Source organism: Streptomyces adustus (assembly GCF_009377175.1).
Classification (GTDB): domain Bacteria; phylum Actinomycetota; class Actinomycetes; order Streptomycetales; family Streptomycetaceae; genus Streptomyces; species Streptomyces adustus.
The window spans coordinates 38,550-53,153 of sequence record NZ_VJZD01000003.1 but is presented as its reverse complement, the minus strand read 5'-3'; the positions used below and the strand labels follow the sequence as shown (position 1 = coordinate 53,153).

14 protein-coding genes and 2 pseudogenes are annotated in these 14,604 nt (G+C 69.2%); 7 read left to right on the top strand and 9 right to left on the bottom strand.

Features of this window, described 5'->3' with window-relative positions:
* Positions 1-74 precede the first annotated feature (74 nt).
* From FNH09_RS48060 to FNH09_RS01530, 3 genes and pseudogenes are all read right to left on the bottom strand, one after another.
* Positions 75-221 (bottom strand): annotated as a pseudogene (locus FNH09_RS48060) (transposase domain-containing protein); the annotation flags it as partial.
* Positions 191-1,486, bottom strand: a complete 1,296-nt coding sequence (locus tag FNH09_RS48055) for a hypothetical protein (protein ID WP_238426368.1) — start codon at positions 1,484-1,486, stop codon at positions 191-193. The pseudogene FNH09_RS48060 and the gene FNH09_RS48055, both read right to left, overlap by 31 nt.
* A 93-nt stretch (positions 1,487-1,579) precedes the next feature.
* Positions 1,580-2,320 carry a methyltransferase domain-containing protein gene (locus FNH09_RS01530; RefSeq protein WP_162467978.1) on the bottom strand — a complete coding sequence of 247 codons (741 nt, stop codon included), beginning with the start codon at positions 2,318-2,320 and terminating at the stop codon, positions 1,580-1,582.
* A gap of 125 nt (positions 2,321-2,445) precedes the next feature.
* On the opposite strand from FNH09_RS01530, the gene FNH09_RS01525 reads away from it, so the two are divergent.
* From FNH09_RS01525 to FNH09_RS01515, 3 genes and pseudogenes are all read left to right on the top strand, one after another.
* Positions 2,446-2,835: a hypothetical protein gene (locus FNH09_RS01525; RefSeq protein WP_162467977.1), complete on the top strand. Its 390-nt coding sequence runs from the start codon at positions 2,446-2,448 to the stop codon at positions 2,833-2,835.
* Between the two features lie 48 nt (positions 2,836-2,883).
* Positions 2,884-3,009: pseudogene (locus FNH09_RS50000) on the top strand (IS5 family transposase); the annotation flags it as partial.
* A gap of 161 nt (positions 3,010-3,170) precedes the next feature.
* Complete coding sequence (locus FNH09_RS01515; RefSeq protein WP_338017429.1) at positions 3,171-3,806, top strand: alpha/beta fold hydrolase; 636 nt, start codon at positions 3,171-3,173, stop codon at positions 3,804-3,806.
* 213 nt (positions 3,807-4,019) lie between these two features.
* Here FNH09_RS01515 and FNH09_RS01510 read toward each other — a convergent pair whose 3' ends face one another.
* The gene (locus FNH09_RS01510; protein WP_162467976.1) at positions 4,020-5,159 is read right to left on the bottom strand and encodes a PucR-like N-terminal domain-containing protein; all 1,140 of its coding nucleotides are present in this window, start codon (positions 5,157-5,159) and stop codon (positions 4,020-4,022) included.
* 86 nt (positions 5,160-5,245) lie between these two features.
* Between FNH09_RS01510 and FNH09_RS01505 the strand changes: the two genes are divergently transcribed.
* Together FNH09_RS01505 and FNH09_RS01500 are read left to right on the top strand one after the other, a co-directional pair.
* On the top strand, positions 5,246-6,301 hold the full coding sequence (locus FNH09_RS01505; RefSeq protein WP_152884256.1) for a ferredoxin reductase: 1,056 nt from the start codon (positions 5,246-5,248) through the stop codon (positions 6,299-6,301).
* Positions 6,302-6,308: 7 nt separating this feature from the next.
* Positions 6,309-7,427 (top strand): fatty acid desaturase family protein, encoded by a 1,119-nt coding sequence (locus tag FNH09_RS01500; protein ID WP_152884254.1) that lies wholly within the window; start codon positions 6,309-6,311, stop codon positions 7,425-7,427.
* A gap of 281 nt (positions 7,428-7,708) precedes the next feature.
* On the opposite strand, the gene FNH09_RS01495 is transcribed toward FNH09_RS01500, so the two are convergent.
* Together FNH09_RS01495 and FNH09_RS01490 are read right to left on the bottom strand one after the other, a co-directional pair.
* Positions 7,709-8,578: a hypothetical protein gene (locus FNH09_RS01495; protein WP_162467975.1), complete on the bottom strand. Its 870-nt coding sequence runs from the start codon at positions 8,576-8,578 to the stop codon at positions 7,709-7,711.
* Positions 8,579-9,003: 425 nt separating this feature from the next.
* Positions 9,004-9,468, bottom strand: a complete 465-nt coding sequence (locus tag FNH09_RS01490) for an Lrp/AsnC family transcriptional regulator (RefSeq protein WP_152884252.1) — start codon at positions 9,466-9,468, stop codon at positions 9,004-9,006.
* A 110-nt stretch (positions 9,469-9,578) separates the two neighbouring features.
* Between FNH09_RS01490 and FNH09_RS01485 the strand changes: the two genes are divergently transcribed.
* Positions 9,579-10,574, top strand: a complete 996-nt coding sequence (locus FNH09_RS01485) for a DMT family transporter (protein ID WP_152884250.1) — start codon at positions 9,579-9,581, stop codon at positions 10,572-10,574.
* Positions 10,575-10,674: 100 nt separating this feature from the next.
* On the opposite strand, the gene FNH09_RS01480 is transcribed toward FNH09_RS01485, so the two are convergent.
* Entirely contained in the window at positions 10,675-11,052 is a 378-nt protein-coding gene (locus FNH09_RS01480; RefSeq protein ID WP_152884248.1) for a nuclear transport factor 2 family protein, read from the bottom strand.
* A gap of 305 nt (positions 11,053-11,357) precedes the next feature.
* Positions 11,358-11,639 (bottom strand): Sec-independent protein translocase subunit TatA, encoded by a 282-nt coding sequence (gene tatA, locus FNH09_RS01475; RefSeq protein WP_152884354.1) that lies wholly within the window; start codon positions 11,637-11,639, stop codon positions 11,358-11,360.
* Positions 11,640-12,057: 418 nt separating this feature from the next.
* On the opposite strand from tatA, the gene FNH09_RS01470 reads away from it, so the two are divergent.
* On the top strand, positions 12,058-12,717 hold the full coding sequence (locus FNH09_RS01470; protein ID WP_162467974.1) for a double zinc ribbon domain-containing protein: 660 nt from the start codon (positions 12,058-12,060) through the stop codon (positions 12,715-12,717).
* Between the two features lie 124 nt (positions 12,718-12,841).
* Here FNH09_RS01470 and FNH09_RS01465 read toward each other — a convergent pair whose 3' ends face one another.
* Entirely contained in the window at positions 12,842-14,506 is a 1,665-nt protein-coding gene (locus FNH09_RS01465) for an LCP family protein (protein ID WP_152884244.1), read from the bottom strand.
* Positions 14,507-14,604: the final 98 nt, after the last annotated feature.

Genomic DNA, 14,604 nt, shown 5'->3' with positions numbered 1-14,604 from the left:
GGGGCGCACAGGCGGGCCACGCCGCGCGACCCCGCCGTGAGTTCGGCCCATGCCGCCCGGCAGAAGGACCGGTCGAAGAGGGCGAGGGCCAGTACGAAGTTCACCACGACACTCGTCGGGAGCAGCCGCTGCGTGCGGACACCGGTGTCCTCCAGGCACGCGTCGACCAGCTCGGGGTCGATGATCTCGGTCAACTGGCCGAGACGGCCGGACGCGCACACGTCCGGAGCCGGGTCATGTGGGGCTGCAACTCTCGGCGCATGAAGTCTTCGCCGTAGCCGAAGTGGTCGCCGAGCCGCTCGATTCGGGAGCACTGGTCTTCGGTGAGGGGAGTCGCGCAGGCGTCGAGAAGCCGCAGCAGGAGCCGGAAGCCGAGGCCTGGATCCGCGTGCGTCACCACTTTGCCGAGGAGGGCGGCGCCGGCCGCGTCCAAGGCCGGGGCAGTTGCGCGGATCTCGGCCAGAACGGCGTCCGCGAGGTCGGTCCGCGCAGGACGTGGCGTGGGTGTGTAGGCGGGATCGACGGCGTCCAGCCGCTCCCGGCACACCTCGGCGATCCGGCGCAGCCATGTCCGTCCGTCGGTGTCGAACTCCTCACCGGCCCGCCGTCGGCGGGAGGCCGTCCTCCACACCGCGGTGATCTCCTCGTCCGTGAGCGGGGAGTCCAGGAGGCTGGTGACGTCGTCCAGCAGGACGGCCGCCTGTGCCCCGGGCACCAGACCGTTGTCGGCGTGCGCCAGCTGGATGACTTGCTCGCGGATCGCCTGCGTGCTCTCGTTGCGCCCCGCGCCCCACTCCGTGTCGAAGAGCCGGGAGAGCTGGGGCAGCCCGAAGCCGAACTCGAAATCCCGCCGGATGGTGTCAAGGGGCGGCCAGCGCACACTCAGCCCCTCGAAGACGGCGGTGAGAGGGTAGTCCAGCCGGTCGCCGAGCCCCAGGAACCGGTGGTACTGGTCGTGCGGTACGCGCACGCCGTACGCCTTCAGGGCACGCAGCAGCAGCCGCAGGCCGAGGTCCGCGTCGGCTTCCCCCGCTACCCGCTCCAGTGCGTGCACCAGGTTCGGTACCGGGATCGCGGTTGCCAGGGCGGGCGCGAGCAGGCTGAGTTCAGCCGTCACGGCGTCGCGCAGTTCTTCCTCGGAAATCGCCGAAGGACCTTCGGAGTCGGCCGGCGGGTGCGGCGGGCAGACATCGAGGAGACGGCGCAGCCACTCCCGTGTGTCAAGGCCGTGCTCGGCCGGGTCGAAGCCGCGGCAGGTCGCGGCCAGCCATACGGCGTGCAGCGTCTCGTCGGGCACTGGCGACTCCAGCAACAGCCGAACGTCCCGGCTCAGCTGGTGATCCTCATCGAGGGCAGCCCGTGCGGCGAGGGCCGTCACCGTCGGCTCGTCGATGCGAAATGCCACGCGGCCGCACACCGTTTCGGCCAGCGCGCCGAGGCCGAAGTCCGCCGCGTAATCCACGTAGTACACCTGACGGTGCGCCATCACAGAACCCTTTCACGGTCACGGGCCCCTCCCGCTTCTTCCGGTCACGCAGGCGCGGCGAGGGAGTGCCTTCGCGTCTCGGCGTGGCGGAACCTACGGTTTGTGGGTCACCCAGAGCAGTTCCGCCGGCCAGCGGTGTGCCCAGTCGGGTGGGTCGGTTTCGTTGTAGCCGTTGGGTGTTCCGAGTTCGGGCCGCGGCTCGATGAGGTCGTCGATGACGAGACCCGCGCCGCGCAGGACCTTGACCCAGTCGCCGTAGGTGAGTTGATAGCTGGTCGCTCCGTCGCCTTCGGCGATGGTGTTCAGCCCGAAGTAGTCCTGCTGGAGCGTCGTGGTCACGCGACTGGCGGCTTCGTCGTAGCAAGCTTCGAACCATGGGCTGGCGACGTTGAACACCAGGCGCCCGCCTCGGGCCAAGACTCGTGCGGCCTGCGGGACGGCCAGGTGCGGGGGCGCCCAGCTGAGCCCACCGAAGTCGCAGAACACCAGGTCGAAGCTGTCGGCGGCGAAGGGGAGTTGTTCGGCGGCGCCTTGAACCAGCGGGTAGCGAGTCGCTCCCATCGCGCGGGACGCTGCGGCGAGTTGGGCTTCGGACAGGTCGAGCCCGACCACGGTGGCGCCCTCGGCGGCGAGCGCCCTGGACCACTGACCGGCGCCGCAGCCGAGTTCGAGGACGCGCTTGCCGGTGACGTCGCCCAGGGCGTGCAGCTGCGCGTCGGGGATGGAGTACATGCCCCACAGCCGGGGTGCGGCGCCGATTTGCGGGTCGTGCTCGTGCTGGTAGGCGCCGCTGATCTGGTTCCAGAGCCGCCGGTTGGTGGGGATGCTGTCCACGTGCCGACTCCAGCACTGCCTGCCGGGGGCGGTCAACACGATTAGGGCCTGTCCGGCCCTCGCCTCGGTCCGGCCCTGGCTCGGCCCGTGATCCGCCGGACGGACCACACCACCAGGAGGAACCAGTGTCATACCCGCAACCGCTCACCGCCGAGGAGAAACTGGCCGACGCGAAGAAGCAGCTGAGCCTCCCGCATATCGTCGTGATCTGCGGCTCCACCCGTTTCATGACCGAGATGACCGAGGCCGATCTGCGGGAGACCAAAGCCGGAAAGATCGTCGTCAAGCCGGGTTGCGACCTGAAGTCGCCGCACGAACTTTGGTCCGATCCTGTCGAGGCCGAGGCGCTGAAGGTTCGACTCGACGATCTGCACCGGGCGAAGATCCGGCTCGCTGACGAGGTGCTCGTAGTCGGCGACTACATCGGAGACAGCACCCGAGCCGAAATCGCCTACGCCCGCTCGCTGGGCAAGCCCGTGCGGTTCACGCACCCCGAAGTCGACCCTGACGCCTGACCGCCCACCCCCACACCCTCCGCAGGCACCCCTCGGAATCGATCATCCAGGGACGCGGTCGAGTGCGGCATCAACCGTCTCAAGAGACACCGCGCCGTGGCCACGAGGTATGACAGACTCGCGGTCCGCTACGAGGCCACCGTCGTTGTCGCGGCCATCGACGAATGGTTGTGAATGGCCATGCTGGGCCGGCGCATGGGTTTCTTCGAGGCGAAGCGTTCTGCTGTCGGCCGAGACCGTCGCGTCCGCGAGGGCATGGGCGACAGGATCGTCGCATGCAGCCGATCTTCGTTCTCGTGCACAGTCCGTCCGTGGGTCCCTCGACCTGGCACCCTGTGGCCGAACACCTGACGGCGGCGGGATACCAGGTGCGGGTGCCGTCCTTGCTGCACATGGGCTCCGGTGCTCCGCCCTTCTGGCCCCGCATCGTCAGCGCCGTCCGAGACGGCCTCCGGCAGGTCCCGGTCGGCAGCCCGGTCACGTTGGTGGCACACAGCAACGCAGGCCTGTTCCTCCCCACGATTCGCTCGGGCCTCGACCATCCGGTGACCGGCTCGATCTTCGTCGATGCCGCACTGCCGGCCCGAATCGGACCGACCCCCGTCGCCTCACCCGAGTTGCTGGAGTTCCTTCGCCCGATGGCCGTGAACGGCAGGCTGCCACGCTGGACCGACTGGTGGGACGAGGCAGACGTCGCACCCATGTTCTCCGATCCGATAGTGCGGCAGGCAACCATCGAGGAGCAGCCGACCCTGCCGCTGTCCTACTACGAGCAGCACATCCCGGTCCCCGACGGCTGGGACGACCATCCCTGTTCCTACTTGCTGTTCGGCCGTCCGTACGACGACGATGCCGCCGAAGCGCGCGAACGTGGCTGGCAAGTGGCACACCTGCCCGGCGCACACCTCCATCAGATCATCGATCCCGCCGGCACAGCCCGGCACCTCGTCGAACTCGCCACTACGACTTGATCCACTTCCGATGCACGCCCTGACGGGGGCGAGACCGGAACGGTCCCGCGCGGGGCCGTCACGGTTCGGGCGCGACCGTGCGGCGTGCGCGTCCCGTCGCAGCCGGCCGAGACCGCTCTTCCCCGGGCCGCATGAGCCGGCTGATGGCACCGGGAACGAGGCACGATTCCTGGACCGCTCGCGGACACGGTCGGGGGACGGTCGAAGGACGCGTCAGGTGACCCGAAGACCGACCGCCAGCGTCAGCTGAAGGACCCGGTGTGGCGATGCGAGATCCGGAAACAGCTCCCGCAGCTGCGACATCCGGTACCGCACTGTCTGGGGATGGACGAACAACGCCGCCGCCACCTCGTCCCGCCTGCCCTGGTGCAGCAGCCACTCCCGCAACGTCTCCTCCAACCGCCGTGCCGTCGCGACAGGCAAGGCACGCAACGGTGCGAGGGCTCGGGCCCGCAGATCTGCGAACGCGTCCACGTCGGCGCTCAGCACCAGCTCGGCCAGGTGGTCCTCGGTGTCGCGAATATCCGAGGAGAGGGAGCGCGCGCGTACGGCTCGTGCGTACGAGGCGGACGCACGAGTCCATGGCCGGGCCGGACCGACCACGGCGGTACGGTCGGTCAGCTGCCGCAAGAGATGTGACCGGTCGGCATCGGGGACGAGCAGCACACCGGTGGCGTCCGGCAGATCGTCGAGGACGAGGGTGCTCGGGTCGAACGCGCGGTAGGCGGGCCGGGCCTGGGCGGCGGGCAGCAGGACCGCGGTCAGCGAAACCGGAGGCTGCCACCCGGCCCGTTGAGCGGAGGCCAGCAGCACATCCGGGCTCGCGCCGGCGAGAAGGTCGCGGGCCAGCTGCTCCAGGTGGCGCTCGTGATCCCTGCCCCGGGCGGCCAGTTCGTCGGCGTGACCCGCGGCACTCGCGGCGGAGAGCTCGTCGATGTACGCGAAGGTCAACTCGGCGAACTTGGCGACCTCGGCGGCGGGCAGACCTGCGGGTACGGCCCCCGCGGCCAGGCATCGCCAGGCCACGCGGGCGCCGACGCGGTAGGCGCTGAGCAGGGCGTCCATCGAACGGCCGTCGCGGACCTCGCCGCGGCCCAGCTCGTAGGCCGCGTCACCGCCGTCGCCGCCCGTGGCGTTCCCGCTCGCGAGGTCCAGGTAGTGCCCCAGGGCGGTGCGGACGGCTCGGCGGATGGTGGCGCCCATGTGGCCCGAAAGGGCGTTGGCGTACGGAGGAACCTCGTCGATGATCGCCTGGACGACTTCGTCGGCGGTAGCCTTCAGCTCGGCCCGAAGTGCGGTGACCGTCGGCTCGTCCAGGGCCAGTTCGCTGGCCTTCCGAATCACATGGCTCACGTTTTATTCCCTGCGAACAATTTAGCCGTTCAGATTTACGTCCTGCGGTCAGGACTTTACGCCCTGAGGCGCAGCAAGCTGGCGTCATGACGAGTACAGCCCTCCGCAGCAGGGCGTGGAAACTGCTGGAGATGGTCACGACGCCGCTGCTGCCGTCTGACTACCTCGACCTGGTCAGCCCGCTGCGCGCGGGCGCCGACCTGCGGGGGCGCATCGAGGCCGTGCACCCCGAGACGGGTGACGCCGCGACCATCGTGATCAGACCGGGACGGGGCTGGCGCGGCCACACAGCCGGTCAGTACGTGCGGATCGGAGTCGACGTCGACGGGGTGCGCCTGTGGCGTGCCTACTCGCTCACTTCACCGGCAGAGCGCCAGGACGGCCGCGTCACGATCACCGTGAAGGCGATCCCGGACGGCAAAGTCAGCAACCATCTGGTCCGCAGGGCGAAGCCGGGCACGCTGATCCAGCTCGACCAGGCGACCGGTGACTTCGTGCTGCCGCAGGCCAAGCCCGCCAAGGTGCTCTACCTGACGGCCGGCAGCGGCATCACGCCCGTGATGGGCATGCTGCGCGACACCGAGTTCGACGACGTCGTCATGGTCCACTGCGCGCCGCAGCCGCAAGACGTGATCTTCCGCAACGAACTGCACGACCTCGTCGCGGACAAGAAGCTGCGGCTCACCGAGGTGCACACCGACACGGACGGCATGCTCGACATCGCCCGTCTCGGCGAACTCGTGCCCGACTGGGCCGAGCGCGAGACCTGGGCCTGTGGGCCCGCGGGCCTGCTCGACGCCGCCGAAGAGCACTGGAGCGAGCACGGCGTCCAAGAGCGCCTGCACACCGAACGCTTCCGCCCCAGCATCGTCGTCGCCGGGGAAGGCGGCGAGGTCACGTTCAGCGCCACCGGCAAGACCGTCGATGCGGACGGCGCGACGCCGCTGCTGGACGTCGGCGAAGAGGCCGGCGTGCTCATGCCCTCCGGGTGCCGCATGGGCATCTGTTTCGGCTGCGTCACGCCGCTCAAGGCGGGCGCCGTCCGCGACCTGCGCACCGGCGAGATCACCGAGGCCGAACCGGGCGTCCTCATCCAGACCTGCGTGTCCGCCGCCGCGGGCCCCTGCGACATCGAACGGTAGGAACACCTTGACCGCTATCGACCCCACCGCCCACCTGACCGCGGAGCAGATCGAGGAGCTCGGCCGCGAGCTGGACGCGATCCGCGACGAGGTGATCGCCAGCCGAGGCGAGAAGGACGCCGCCTACATCCGCAAGGTCATCTCGGCGCAGCGCAAGCTCGAGCTGGTCAGCAGGGGCGTACTGCTGTTCTCGTTCTTCCCGCCCGCCTGGGTGCTCGGCACTGCCGGACTGTCCGTGGCGAAGATCATGGACAACATGGAGATCGGCCACAACATCCTGCACGGCCAGTGGGACTGGATGCGGGACCCGAAGATCCACTCCACCACCTGGGAATGGGACCACGTCTCGCCGTCCGACCAGTGGAAGCACTCGCACAACGAGCTGCACCACACGTACACCAACGTGATCGGCAAGGACAACGACCTCGGCTACGGCATCATGCGCGTCGACGAGGACCAGAAGTGGCACCCGTTCCACCTCGGCCAGCCGCTGTGGAACTTCATCAACGCCTGCTTCTTCGAGTACGGCATCGCGGCGTACGACCTGGAGCTCGGCAAGAACCTGCACAAGCGGCGCCGCAAGAACCCGGAGTTCCGCGCGCGGGCCAAGGACGTGGGCCGCAAGATCCGCAAGCAGGTCCTCAAGGACTACGTGATCCACCCGCTGCTGTCGGGCCCGTCGTTCCTCACCACGCTCGCCGCCACGTTCACCGCGAACCTGGTCCGCAACATCTGGTCCCACTCGGTGATCATGTGCGGGCACTTCCCCGAGGGCGTGCAGGTCTTCGAGCGCCGGTCGATCAAGGGCGAGACGCGCGGCGAGTGGTACCTGCGCCAGATGATGGGCTCGGCGAACATCAGCGGCAGCAAGGCCATGCACTTCATGACCGGCAACCTGTCGCACCAGATCGAGCACCACCTGTTCCCGGACCTGCCGAGCAACCGGTACGCCGAGGTCGCGGTGAAGGTGCGCGCGCTGTTCGAGAAGTACGAGCTGGAGTACGTCACCGGGCCGCTGCCCAAGCAGGTGTTCTCCGCGTGGCACAAGGTCTTCCGGCTCTCGCTGCCGAACAAGAAGCCCAAGGTCAAGACGCCGGACCGCGAGCAGGAGCTCGTCGCCGCCTGATTCCCGGTAGGGGTCCGGATCTCTCGGCCGAACCCGGCGGCACCCGCCGGGTTCGGTGGGATCCGTCGCGGACGGCGAGCGACCGCGACATCAGACCGTACGACACGGGATCCGGGCAGCCCGGTGCCCGGCCGCGCTGCCTGGACGCGCGCCAGGAGCTCATGCGCGAGGCGACAAGGGGGCTTGCCTCAGCCCTCCGGATCCGCATCGGCCAAGCGAAACGCTCGGACTGGCCAAGCGTGGCGCTCGGTCACACCGAATGGTCCTTCCAGTGCCGGGTATCAGCTGCTGAGGTCGAACACGCCCCACGCGGTGAACGGCTCGGCCTGGACGTAGATCCTGCTTCCCCGGCCGACGACCCGCCGGCGGCCGCCGGGAGGGCCATCGAGCGGGGTGAGCAGACCGACGTCCGTCGGTTCGACCGCCGTCTCGGTGAGCTCTCCGTGGGCGAGCCGGTTCCGCTCCTCGCGGTAGCCGCCGTAGAAGGCGACCCGCTCGCCGTGGACGGCCACCGCTTTGGCGCCCCGTACGCGGTTGGTCCACACCCGCACCGGCCGGTCGGGGCGGTCGGGGCGTATCTCGACGAGCGGGAAGTCCGTGTAGGGGCACGCCCAGGCGGCGGTGCCCGACACGTTCAGGGCGTAGCAGTCGAAGAGACCAGGGATGCGGGCGCCGTCCGAGGTCCAGGTGAGTCGGCCCGTCGCGCTCCAGCGGCGGATCCCGACCGGGTTCTCGTCGAAGTGCCCGACCCAGATATGGCCGGTCTCGTCCACGAGCAGCTGCTCGATGGCGTCCCCGACGGAGAAGGACGAGATCTCGCGGCCGAGCGCGTCGAAGACTTGGACCTGGTTCGCGTCCTCGTTCCGGCGGGTGCGGGACGCGGCGACGACGAACCCGCCGTCGGGCAGGCGGTCCAGGTGCGGCCAGCGGGCACGCACGGACCTCAGCTCGGTGAGTTCCACGTTGCCGCCCGGATCGACGGAAACGACCAGCGCGTCGAAGGGCGCGACATCGCCGCCGGGCTGCGGAGCGCGTTCGGCGAGCAGCCAGTGGGCGGCGCCGAAGACGTCGACGGTACTGGTCAGGACGTGGCGGTCGCGGTGCGCCCGGGGAAGGTGGGCGTAGGGAACAAGGGCGGTCTTCTTCTGCACGGGCGGGCTCTCCTGGGTGGGCGGTCACGGCCATCGGGCGCTGCGGTGGGCGGCGGTCGGCGGCGCGCGAGCGGTGGAGAGCGGAGCGGGGCGCCTAGACGGCACGGCCCTTTCTGATCGTCATGACGTGATCATCGTCGACGTCCGACCTCGTGACAAACGATTTCGGCCCGCCCCATCGATCGGATGCTGCGAGAACACGGACCTGACCGCACTCGCGGCACCACCGGGACCATCTCACTGTGGAGGGTGCGTCGGGCTGAGCGCTTGACCTGCCGGGCAACGCCAACCGGAGTGCTCAGTCACACCGACGACCTGATGCAGACACAAGCCGGCGGGCTCGCGGCCCGTCCGCTCAGCGTGCACCGGATGCTCCGGCCCCCGATCCGGTGGTCACCGTGATCACGGCGGTGAGGGTGCACGGCTCAAGGGATGGGCAGTGGCGACGGCGGTTTGGTGACGGCGAAGGCGAATGTCGTCTTGATCGAGGACAGTGACGGGAGGGTTCGCAGCTCTCGCCGTACGAGGTCCTCGTACGCGGCGAAGGAGTCGATGACGATCTTGACGAGGTAGTCGTCGTCACCGGCCAGCAGGTACGCCTCGACCACCTCGGGGATCGAGCGGAGCCTGTCCTCGACGGCGTCGACGACCTGGGAGGTATGGGCGAGGAGCGTCATCCGCACGAAGGCGGTGATCGACAGCCCGAGCGCGTCCTGGGAGAGGGTCGCCGCGTAACCACTGATCACGCCGCACTCCTGCAAGAGCCGCACACGCCGCAGACACGGTGACGGCGAGAGACCGACGCGATCCGCCAGCTCCTGATTGGTGAGCCTGCCGTCTCGCTGGAGTTCGAGCAGGATGTGCCGGTCGATGTCATCCAAGGTCACCATGTGGCAGATTCTGCCAGAGAAGGCCACCTGGGCGGCATGATTAGCAATCGCCTGCCGCATCCATCTTCCTAAAATTGCTCGCTGTCGAGCCGGGATGGAAGGAGTTGGTCATGGCCAATCAGATGCGTGCAAGGCTGATGGGAGTGGCCGCTCTCGCGGCCGCGGTTGTTCTGTGGTCCTCGTTCGCCCTGACGGTCAGGGGGATCAGCTCGTCCAGCCTCACCCCGATCGACGTGGCATTTCTCCGCTTCGCGACACCCGCCGTCATCCTGGCGCCGTGGCTGCCGCGTACCGTCCGCGCGCTGCGTGGCGAACGGGTCGGTGTCCTGCTCATGCTCGGCATCGGCGGACTGCCGCATTTCCTCCTCTCCGAACTCGGCGGACACCTGACCTCCGCCGCGTTCATCGGTCTCCTCATCCCCGGCACGGTCCCGCTGTTCGTCACCGTGATCCTGTATCTCCGGTGGAGGGAACGGATCTCCTCCCGGCGCCTGATCGCCCTGGCCGCGATCACCACGGGTATCGCAGCGACTGCGATGCAGACGACGTCCACCGCGACCACCGCGGGCATCGGCATTCTCCTCACCGCCGGGTACGCCTGGGCCATCTACACGATCGGCCTGCGCCAGACGCGGCTCGGTCTCACCGGCGTCGTACTCGCCGTGTGCACGCCCGCCGCGATCACAGCCGCCCTGCTCGCCGCCTCCGCCGCCATGCCCTCACATCTCATGACCGGCACCGCCGACATCTCCGACGTTGTGCTCTTCACCGGCCTCCAGGGCATCGGCACAGGACTGCTCTCCGCCCTGTGCTACGCCTACGCGGTGCGGGCCCTCGGCAGCACCCTTGCCGCAACAGCCGGCGCGATCAGCCCCGTTCTGACAGCTCTCCTCGCCATCCCCCTCTTCGGCGAGCCCATCACCCCCGGCGTGAGCGCCGCCCTCGCCCTCATCGTCACCGGCGTGACCGTGTTCAACATCGCGCCACGCCGTCGTGACAACGGACCCAAGCGTGCCCTGTCCGCGGGCAGGGCACGTGCCCGAACCCGCAGCACGACGAATGCAATGCCGCCGACCAGCGCGGCATCAACGAGCAAAGTGTCCTGACAGTCGGGGCATTGGCCGAAGGCCACCATCCTGTCCCGCTCATGCCCATCCGGGCGATCATGTCCGTGGTGCTGTCCGAGTCCGGTGGTTCACAACAAGCTCAGCGGGCTCCGGCCGGGTTGGCGTCCTCGCCGAGGTAGGTGCCGTATCCCGCAACGACGAGCGGGCCGTCGAAGACCAGCACCTCGTTGACCAGACCGCCCTTCTGGTTGCGGTAGTTGATGACCAGGCAGTCCACGCCGACGTAGCTGCCCACCAACTCGAACCGCAGGTCGGGAATCCGCCGCAGCCCCTCCTGCCAGTAGGCGCGCAACGCGACCTTGCCGCGGATCACTCCGTCACCGCCGAGCAACTGCGCGGCCACCGGCGACCGGAACGTCACCCCGTCCGTGAAATGGGCCAGCACAGCATCCACATCGTGCGCGTTCCACGCCGTCAGCCAGGAATCGACGAACACCCGCGCCGTCACATGATCCATGGGCGCATTATGCCGTCCCGGCCCCAGCCCACGGACGGCCCTGAACAGCGATGCGGGACCCCCTGACTTGGTGGGGGCCCCGCATCACTTGGCGATCTTGCATCACCGCAGGCCGAAGGCCGTCAGCGCCCACGGAGGAACGTCCCCCTGCATGGCCGCCGGACGACGACCGCACGGGACGGCTCGGGGTAGGGGCCGAACCGCTCCGCCAGGGGCACCTCTACCGTCGGAACCACGGTGTGACCGGTGAACCGCCGCGATACGGCTACGACATCGCCAGCCCCTGAGGTGCTCGGCGCACGGCGTCAGCGGGCGGCGTGGTTCTCCGCCGTCGGCCGGGCCGTCTCGGTTTCGCCGGGCGCGGCCTGAATGACCCGGGGCGCCGGTTCGGCGGCCTCGTCCCCGGCCTGCCCGGAGGAGGACTGCGTGGCTCCCTCCTCCTTCATGGCCTTGGCCTCACTCTTGAGGATACGCATGGACTTGCCCAGCCCACGGGCCACGTCAGGCAGCTTCTTCGAGCCGAACAGCAGGATGATGACGACGGCCACGATCAGCAGGTGCCACGGTTCCAGTCCGTTGCGGAGCATCCCGCCCGCCCCTTTCTTCTCGCCAGGCAGCGGTACGATCAGGAGCCGCACGCCATCTGCCTCCATTGCTACATTGCGCAACTGTACAACCATGAGGCGCGGTCAGGGGCGCGTGGCCCATAAACCGTCCGGCACACTGTCGGCACAGAAGTTGAGGCTCTGGGCGAGACCCGGCCGGCCAAGGGGCGCGCCTGGGCACTGGCGTGGGTGACAATCACCTGGATGCCGGATGCCGTGCCGGCGCGCCGCAAGCAACGCCGTGAGGGACCTCACGTCCCGCGGTCCCGGCACTGCTGAAACTTCACTGTTGCGCAACTCGTAAATCCATGACTGGATGCCTGGCCGGTGGCGAGAACCAGTAGTCTGCCGCCTGCGTCGTTGGACAGTGTGCCGACGGCCCGAACGGTGGGGGGACCACGTGAACGGCGAGATCTACTTCAGCAACAACTACCGGGACCTGTGCCAGCGCAGCGGGACCGGCGCCGGATTCCAGTTCGAGTTCTCCTGCTATCGCTGCCAGGACACCTGGCGCTCACCGTTCGAGGCGTACACCGGCGAGCGGGCCGCCAGCTGGCTGAGGAAGGGGACCGACCTGGCCTGGGGCCTGCTGGGCAGTAGCGGCAGCGGTGTCACATCCGCGGCCGACGGGCTCGCAGGGGCCGGCTGGGGGCAAGCCCGCGACCAGGCCTTCGACCGGGCGATCAGCAACGCCCAGGGGCACTTCAACCGCTGCGCCCGCTGCACGAACCAGGTGTGCGGCCGATGCTGGAACGCGGCGCAGGGACTGTGTCTGCACTGCGCCCCGGACACCGCGGCCGAAGCCATGGCAGCCCAGCAGCGCGGCCTGAACGACATGGCCGCACAGCAGGCGTACGCCGCCGGGCAACAAGCAGGCCAGGCTTTCGACCCCGGCAGGCCCCGGCAACTGGTCTGCCCGCAGTGCCGTACCGAGACTCGCGGAGCCGCCTACTGCTCCGGGTGCGGCTATCAACTGGCCCGGTCCACCCAGTGCGAATCCTGTTCCACGGTCGTACCGGACGGCGCGGCCTTCTGTCCCGGGTGCGGCACACGCCGATGACACGATGCATTGACGGGGCGGCCAGCGGTCCCGCCCGCATTCTGGGCAGGGTCGCGACTCACCGTCACGCGTCGATGGGGACGGTGCGCCGAGCAGGGGCGGCCTGGTGCGGCGTTCGGCGGCTTCACTCGTCGGAATCGGGCTTGGTGCTCGCCGCCGCGTACGCCTGGGCCGGTGTCATGGCGACGCCGTTGAGACTGACCGTCTTGTAGGGGCTGACCTTGGCGCAGGTCTTGGCCTGGTCGGCGGTCTGGACGTGGGCGTTGGAGACCGCCGTCTTCGTGTCGGCGGGCGAGGACGAGCTGCCCGGGTAGCTGGTGCCGCTGGGCCAGTCGCTGCCGACCACCAGGGTCAGACCACTGCCCGTGCCCTGCGTGAGGTGCGAGGCGGGCAGGCCCAGCGCCTTCGCGAGCGTCTGGGCCTCGGCCTTCCGCCCGGCACCGTAGGTGAGGGTGGTGGAGGCAGCGGGGCTCGGCGCATTCGCCGTGGTCGTACCGGAGCTGAAGCCCTTGCCGGTCAGCGCGGTCGCGATGGCGGAGGCGCGCCCGGTGATGTCCGTGCCGTTCTCCACCGTCACAGCGATCTGGGACGCCGGCACGGCCGAGGCGGTGGCCTTGGCCGTCGCGGGGGCCGCCGTGGACTTCTTGCCCGGGTCGGTGGTCAGCGATTGATCCTGGGCGATGGTCGCGAACAGACTCTGGGCGCCTTCTCCCACCACCACACGATTGCTGTCGGTCGGGTCGGGGGCCGTCTGCATGGTCGTGAACGTCATCCGCTCCGCCGGAACCTTGTTCACGTCGGTGGCGAGCCCGATCAGCTTCTTCACGGTACCCAGGCCGTCGTCCACGGTCAGCGCCTTGGTGGCGGCGTCCGCGAGGTCGTAGACGGCGGCGGGGTCGGTGAGCGTGCCCGCACTCTTGAACTTGCGGATCATGGCGCTGAGGAAGATGTGCTGGGAGACGGTGCGCCCGAGGTCGCTGCCGTCGCCGAACCCGTGCCGGGAACGGACGAACTGAAGGGCCGCGACCCCCTTGAGGGTGTGACTGCCCTTGGACAACTTCAGGTGCGAGTACGTGTCGTACACATCGTCGCTGACGCACGCATCGACGCCGCCGACCGCGTCGGACATCTTCACCACGCCGGAGAAGTCGAGCTTGACGAAGTGGTCGATGGGGATGCCCGTGAGCTGGTGGACGGTGGCCACCTGGCAGGCGGGGCCGTACTGGAGCGCGCTGTTGATCTGGCCGTAGTAGCCGGACGTGGACTGGCCGGTCTCACTGTCCTTGCAGGCCGGGACCTTGGTCATGGTGTCGCGGGGAATGCTCATCACCGTGGCGTTGGAGCGGTCGGCGGAGATGTGCACCACCATCTGCACGTCCGCGTTGCTGCCGGTCTGCACCCCGGTCTTCGAGCAGCCGCCGCCGAGCTTGCAGTCGGCCTTGTTGGTCCGCCCGTCCGAGCCCATCACCAGGACGTTGATCGGGGTACGGCCGAACGCGTCGGCCTCCTCCGTGCCGCCCTTTCCGTCGAGTGACACGCTGTTGATGTTGTCGTTCAGGTGCTGGTAGAACCACCAGCCGGCCCCGGCCGTGACCAGCACCAGGAGCGACAGGCATATCCCGGCAATCTTCAGCGCCCGCCTGCCGCGCCGTACCGGACGGGCCCGGCGCCTCGACGGCGTGCCACGGGGAGGGCGCGCTCCGTCCGCTCCGGCCGCACGCTGTCCGGGAACCCGAGCGGTGCGGCTGCGCGTCGCCGGGCCGCCCGAGCCGTCCCACGGGTCGCTCATCTCCCACTCCCATGAACGGTAGGGCCTGCCAGGCCGCCCGTCGGTGTGCGGCCGGGCGTCAGCGGCGGTGTACCGGCAGGGCTGCTACCCCACATCGG

Coding starts and splice junctions, on each gene's coding strand:
- FNH09_RS48055 (WP_238426368.1), bottom strand. CDS start 1,486: ATGGCGCACCGTCAGGTGTACTACGTGGATTACGCGGCGGACTTCGGC.
- FNH09_RS01505 (WP_152884256.1), top strand. CDS start 5,246: ATGACGAGTACAGCCCTCCGCAGCAGGGCGTGGAAACTGCTGGAGATG.
- FNH09_RS01490 (WP_152884252.1), bottom strand. CDS start 9,468: ATGGTGACCTTGGATGACATCGACCGGCACATCCTGCTCGAACTCCAG.
- FNH09_RS01485 (WP_152884250.1), top strand. CDS start 9,579: ATGGCCAATCAGATGCGTGCAAGGCTGATGGGAGTGGCCGCTCTCGCG.
- FNH09_RS01480 (WP_152884248.1), bottom strand. CDS start 11,052: ATGGATCATGTGACGGCGCGGGTGTTCGTCGATTCCTGGCTGACGGCG.
- tatA (WP_152884354.1), bottom strand. CDS start 11,639: ATGCTCCGCAACGGACTGGAACCGTGGCACCTGCTGATCGTGGCCGTC.
- FNH09_RS01465 (WP_152884244.1), bottom strand. CDS start 14,506: ATGAGCGACCCGTGGGACGGCTCGGGCGGCCCGGCGACGCGCAGCCGC.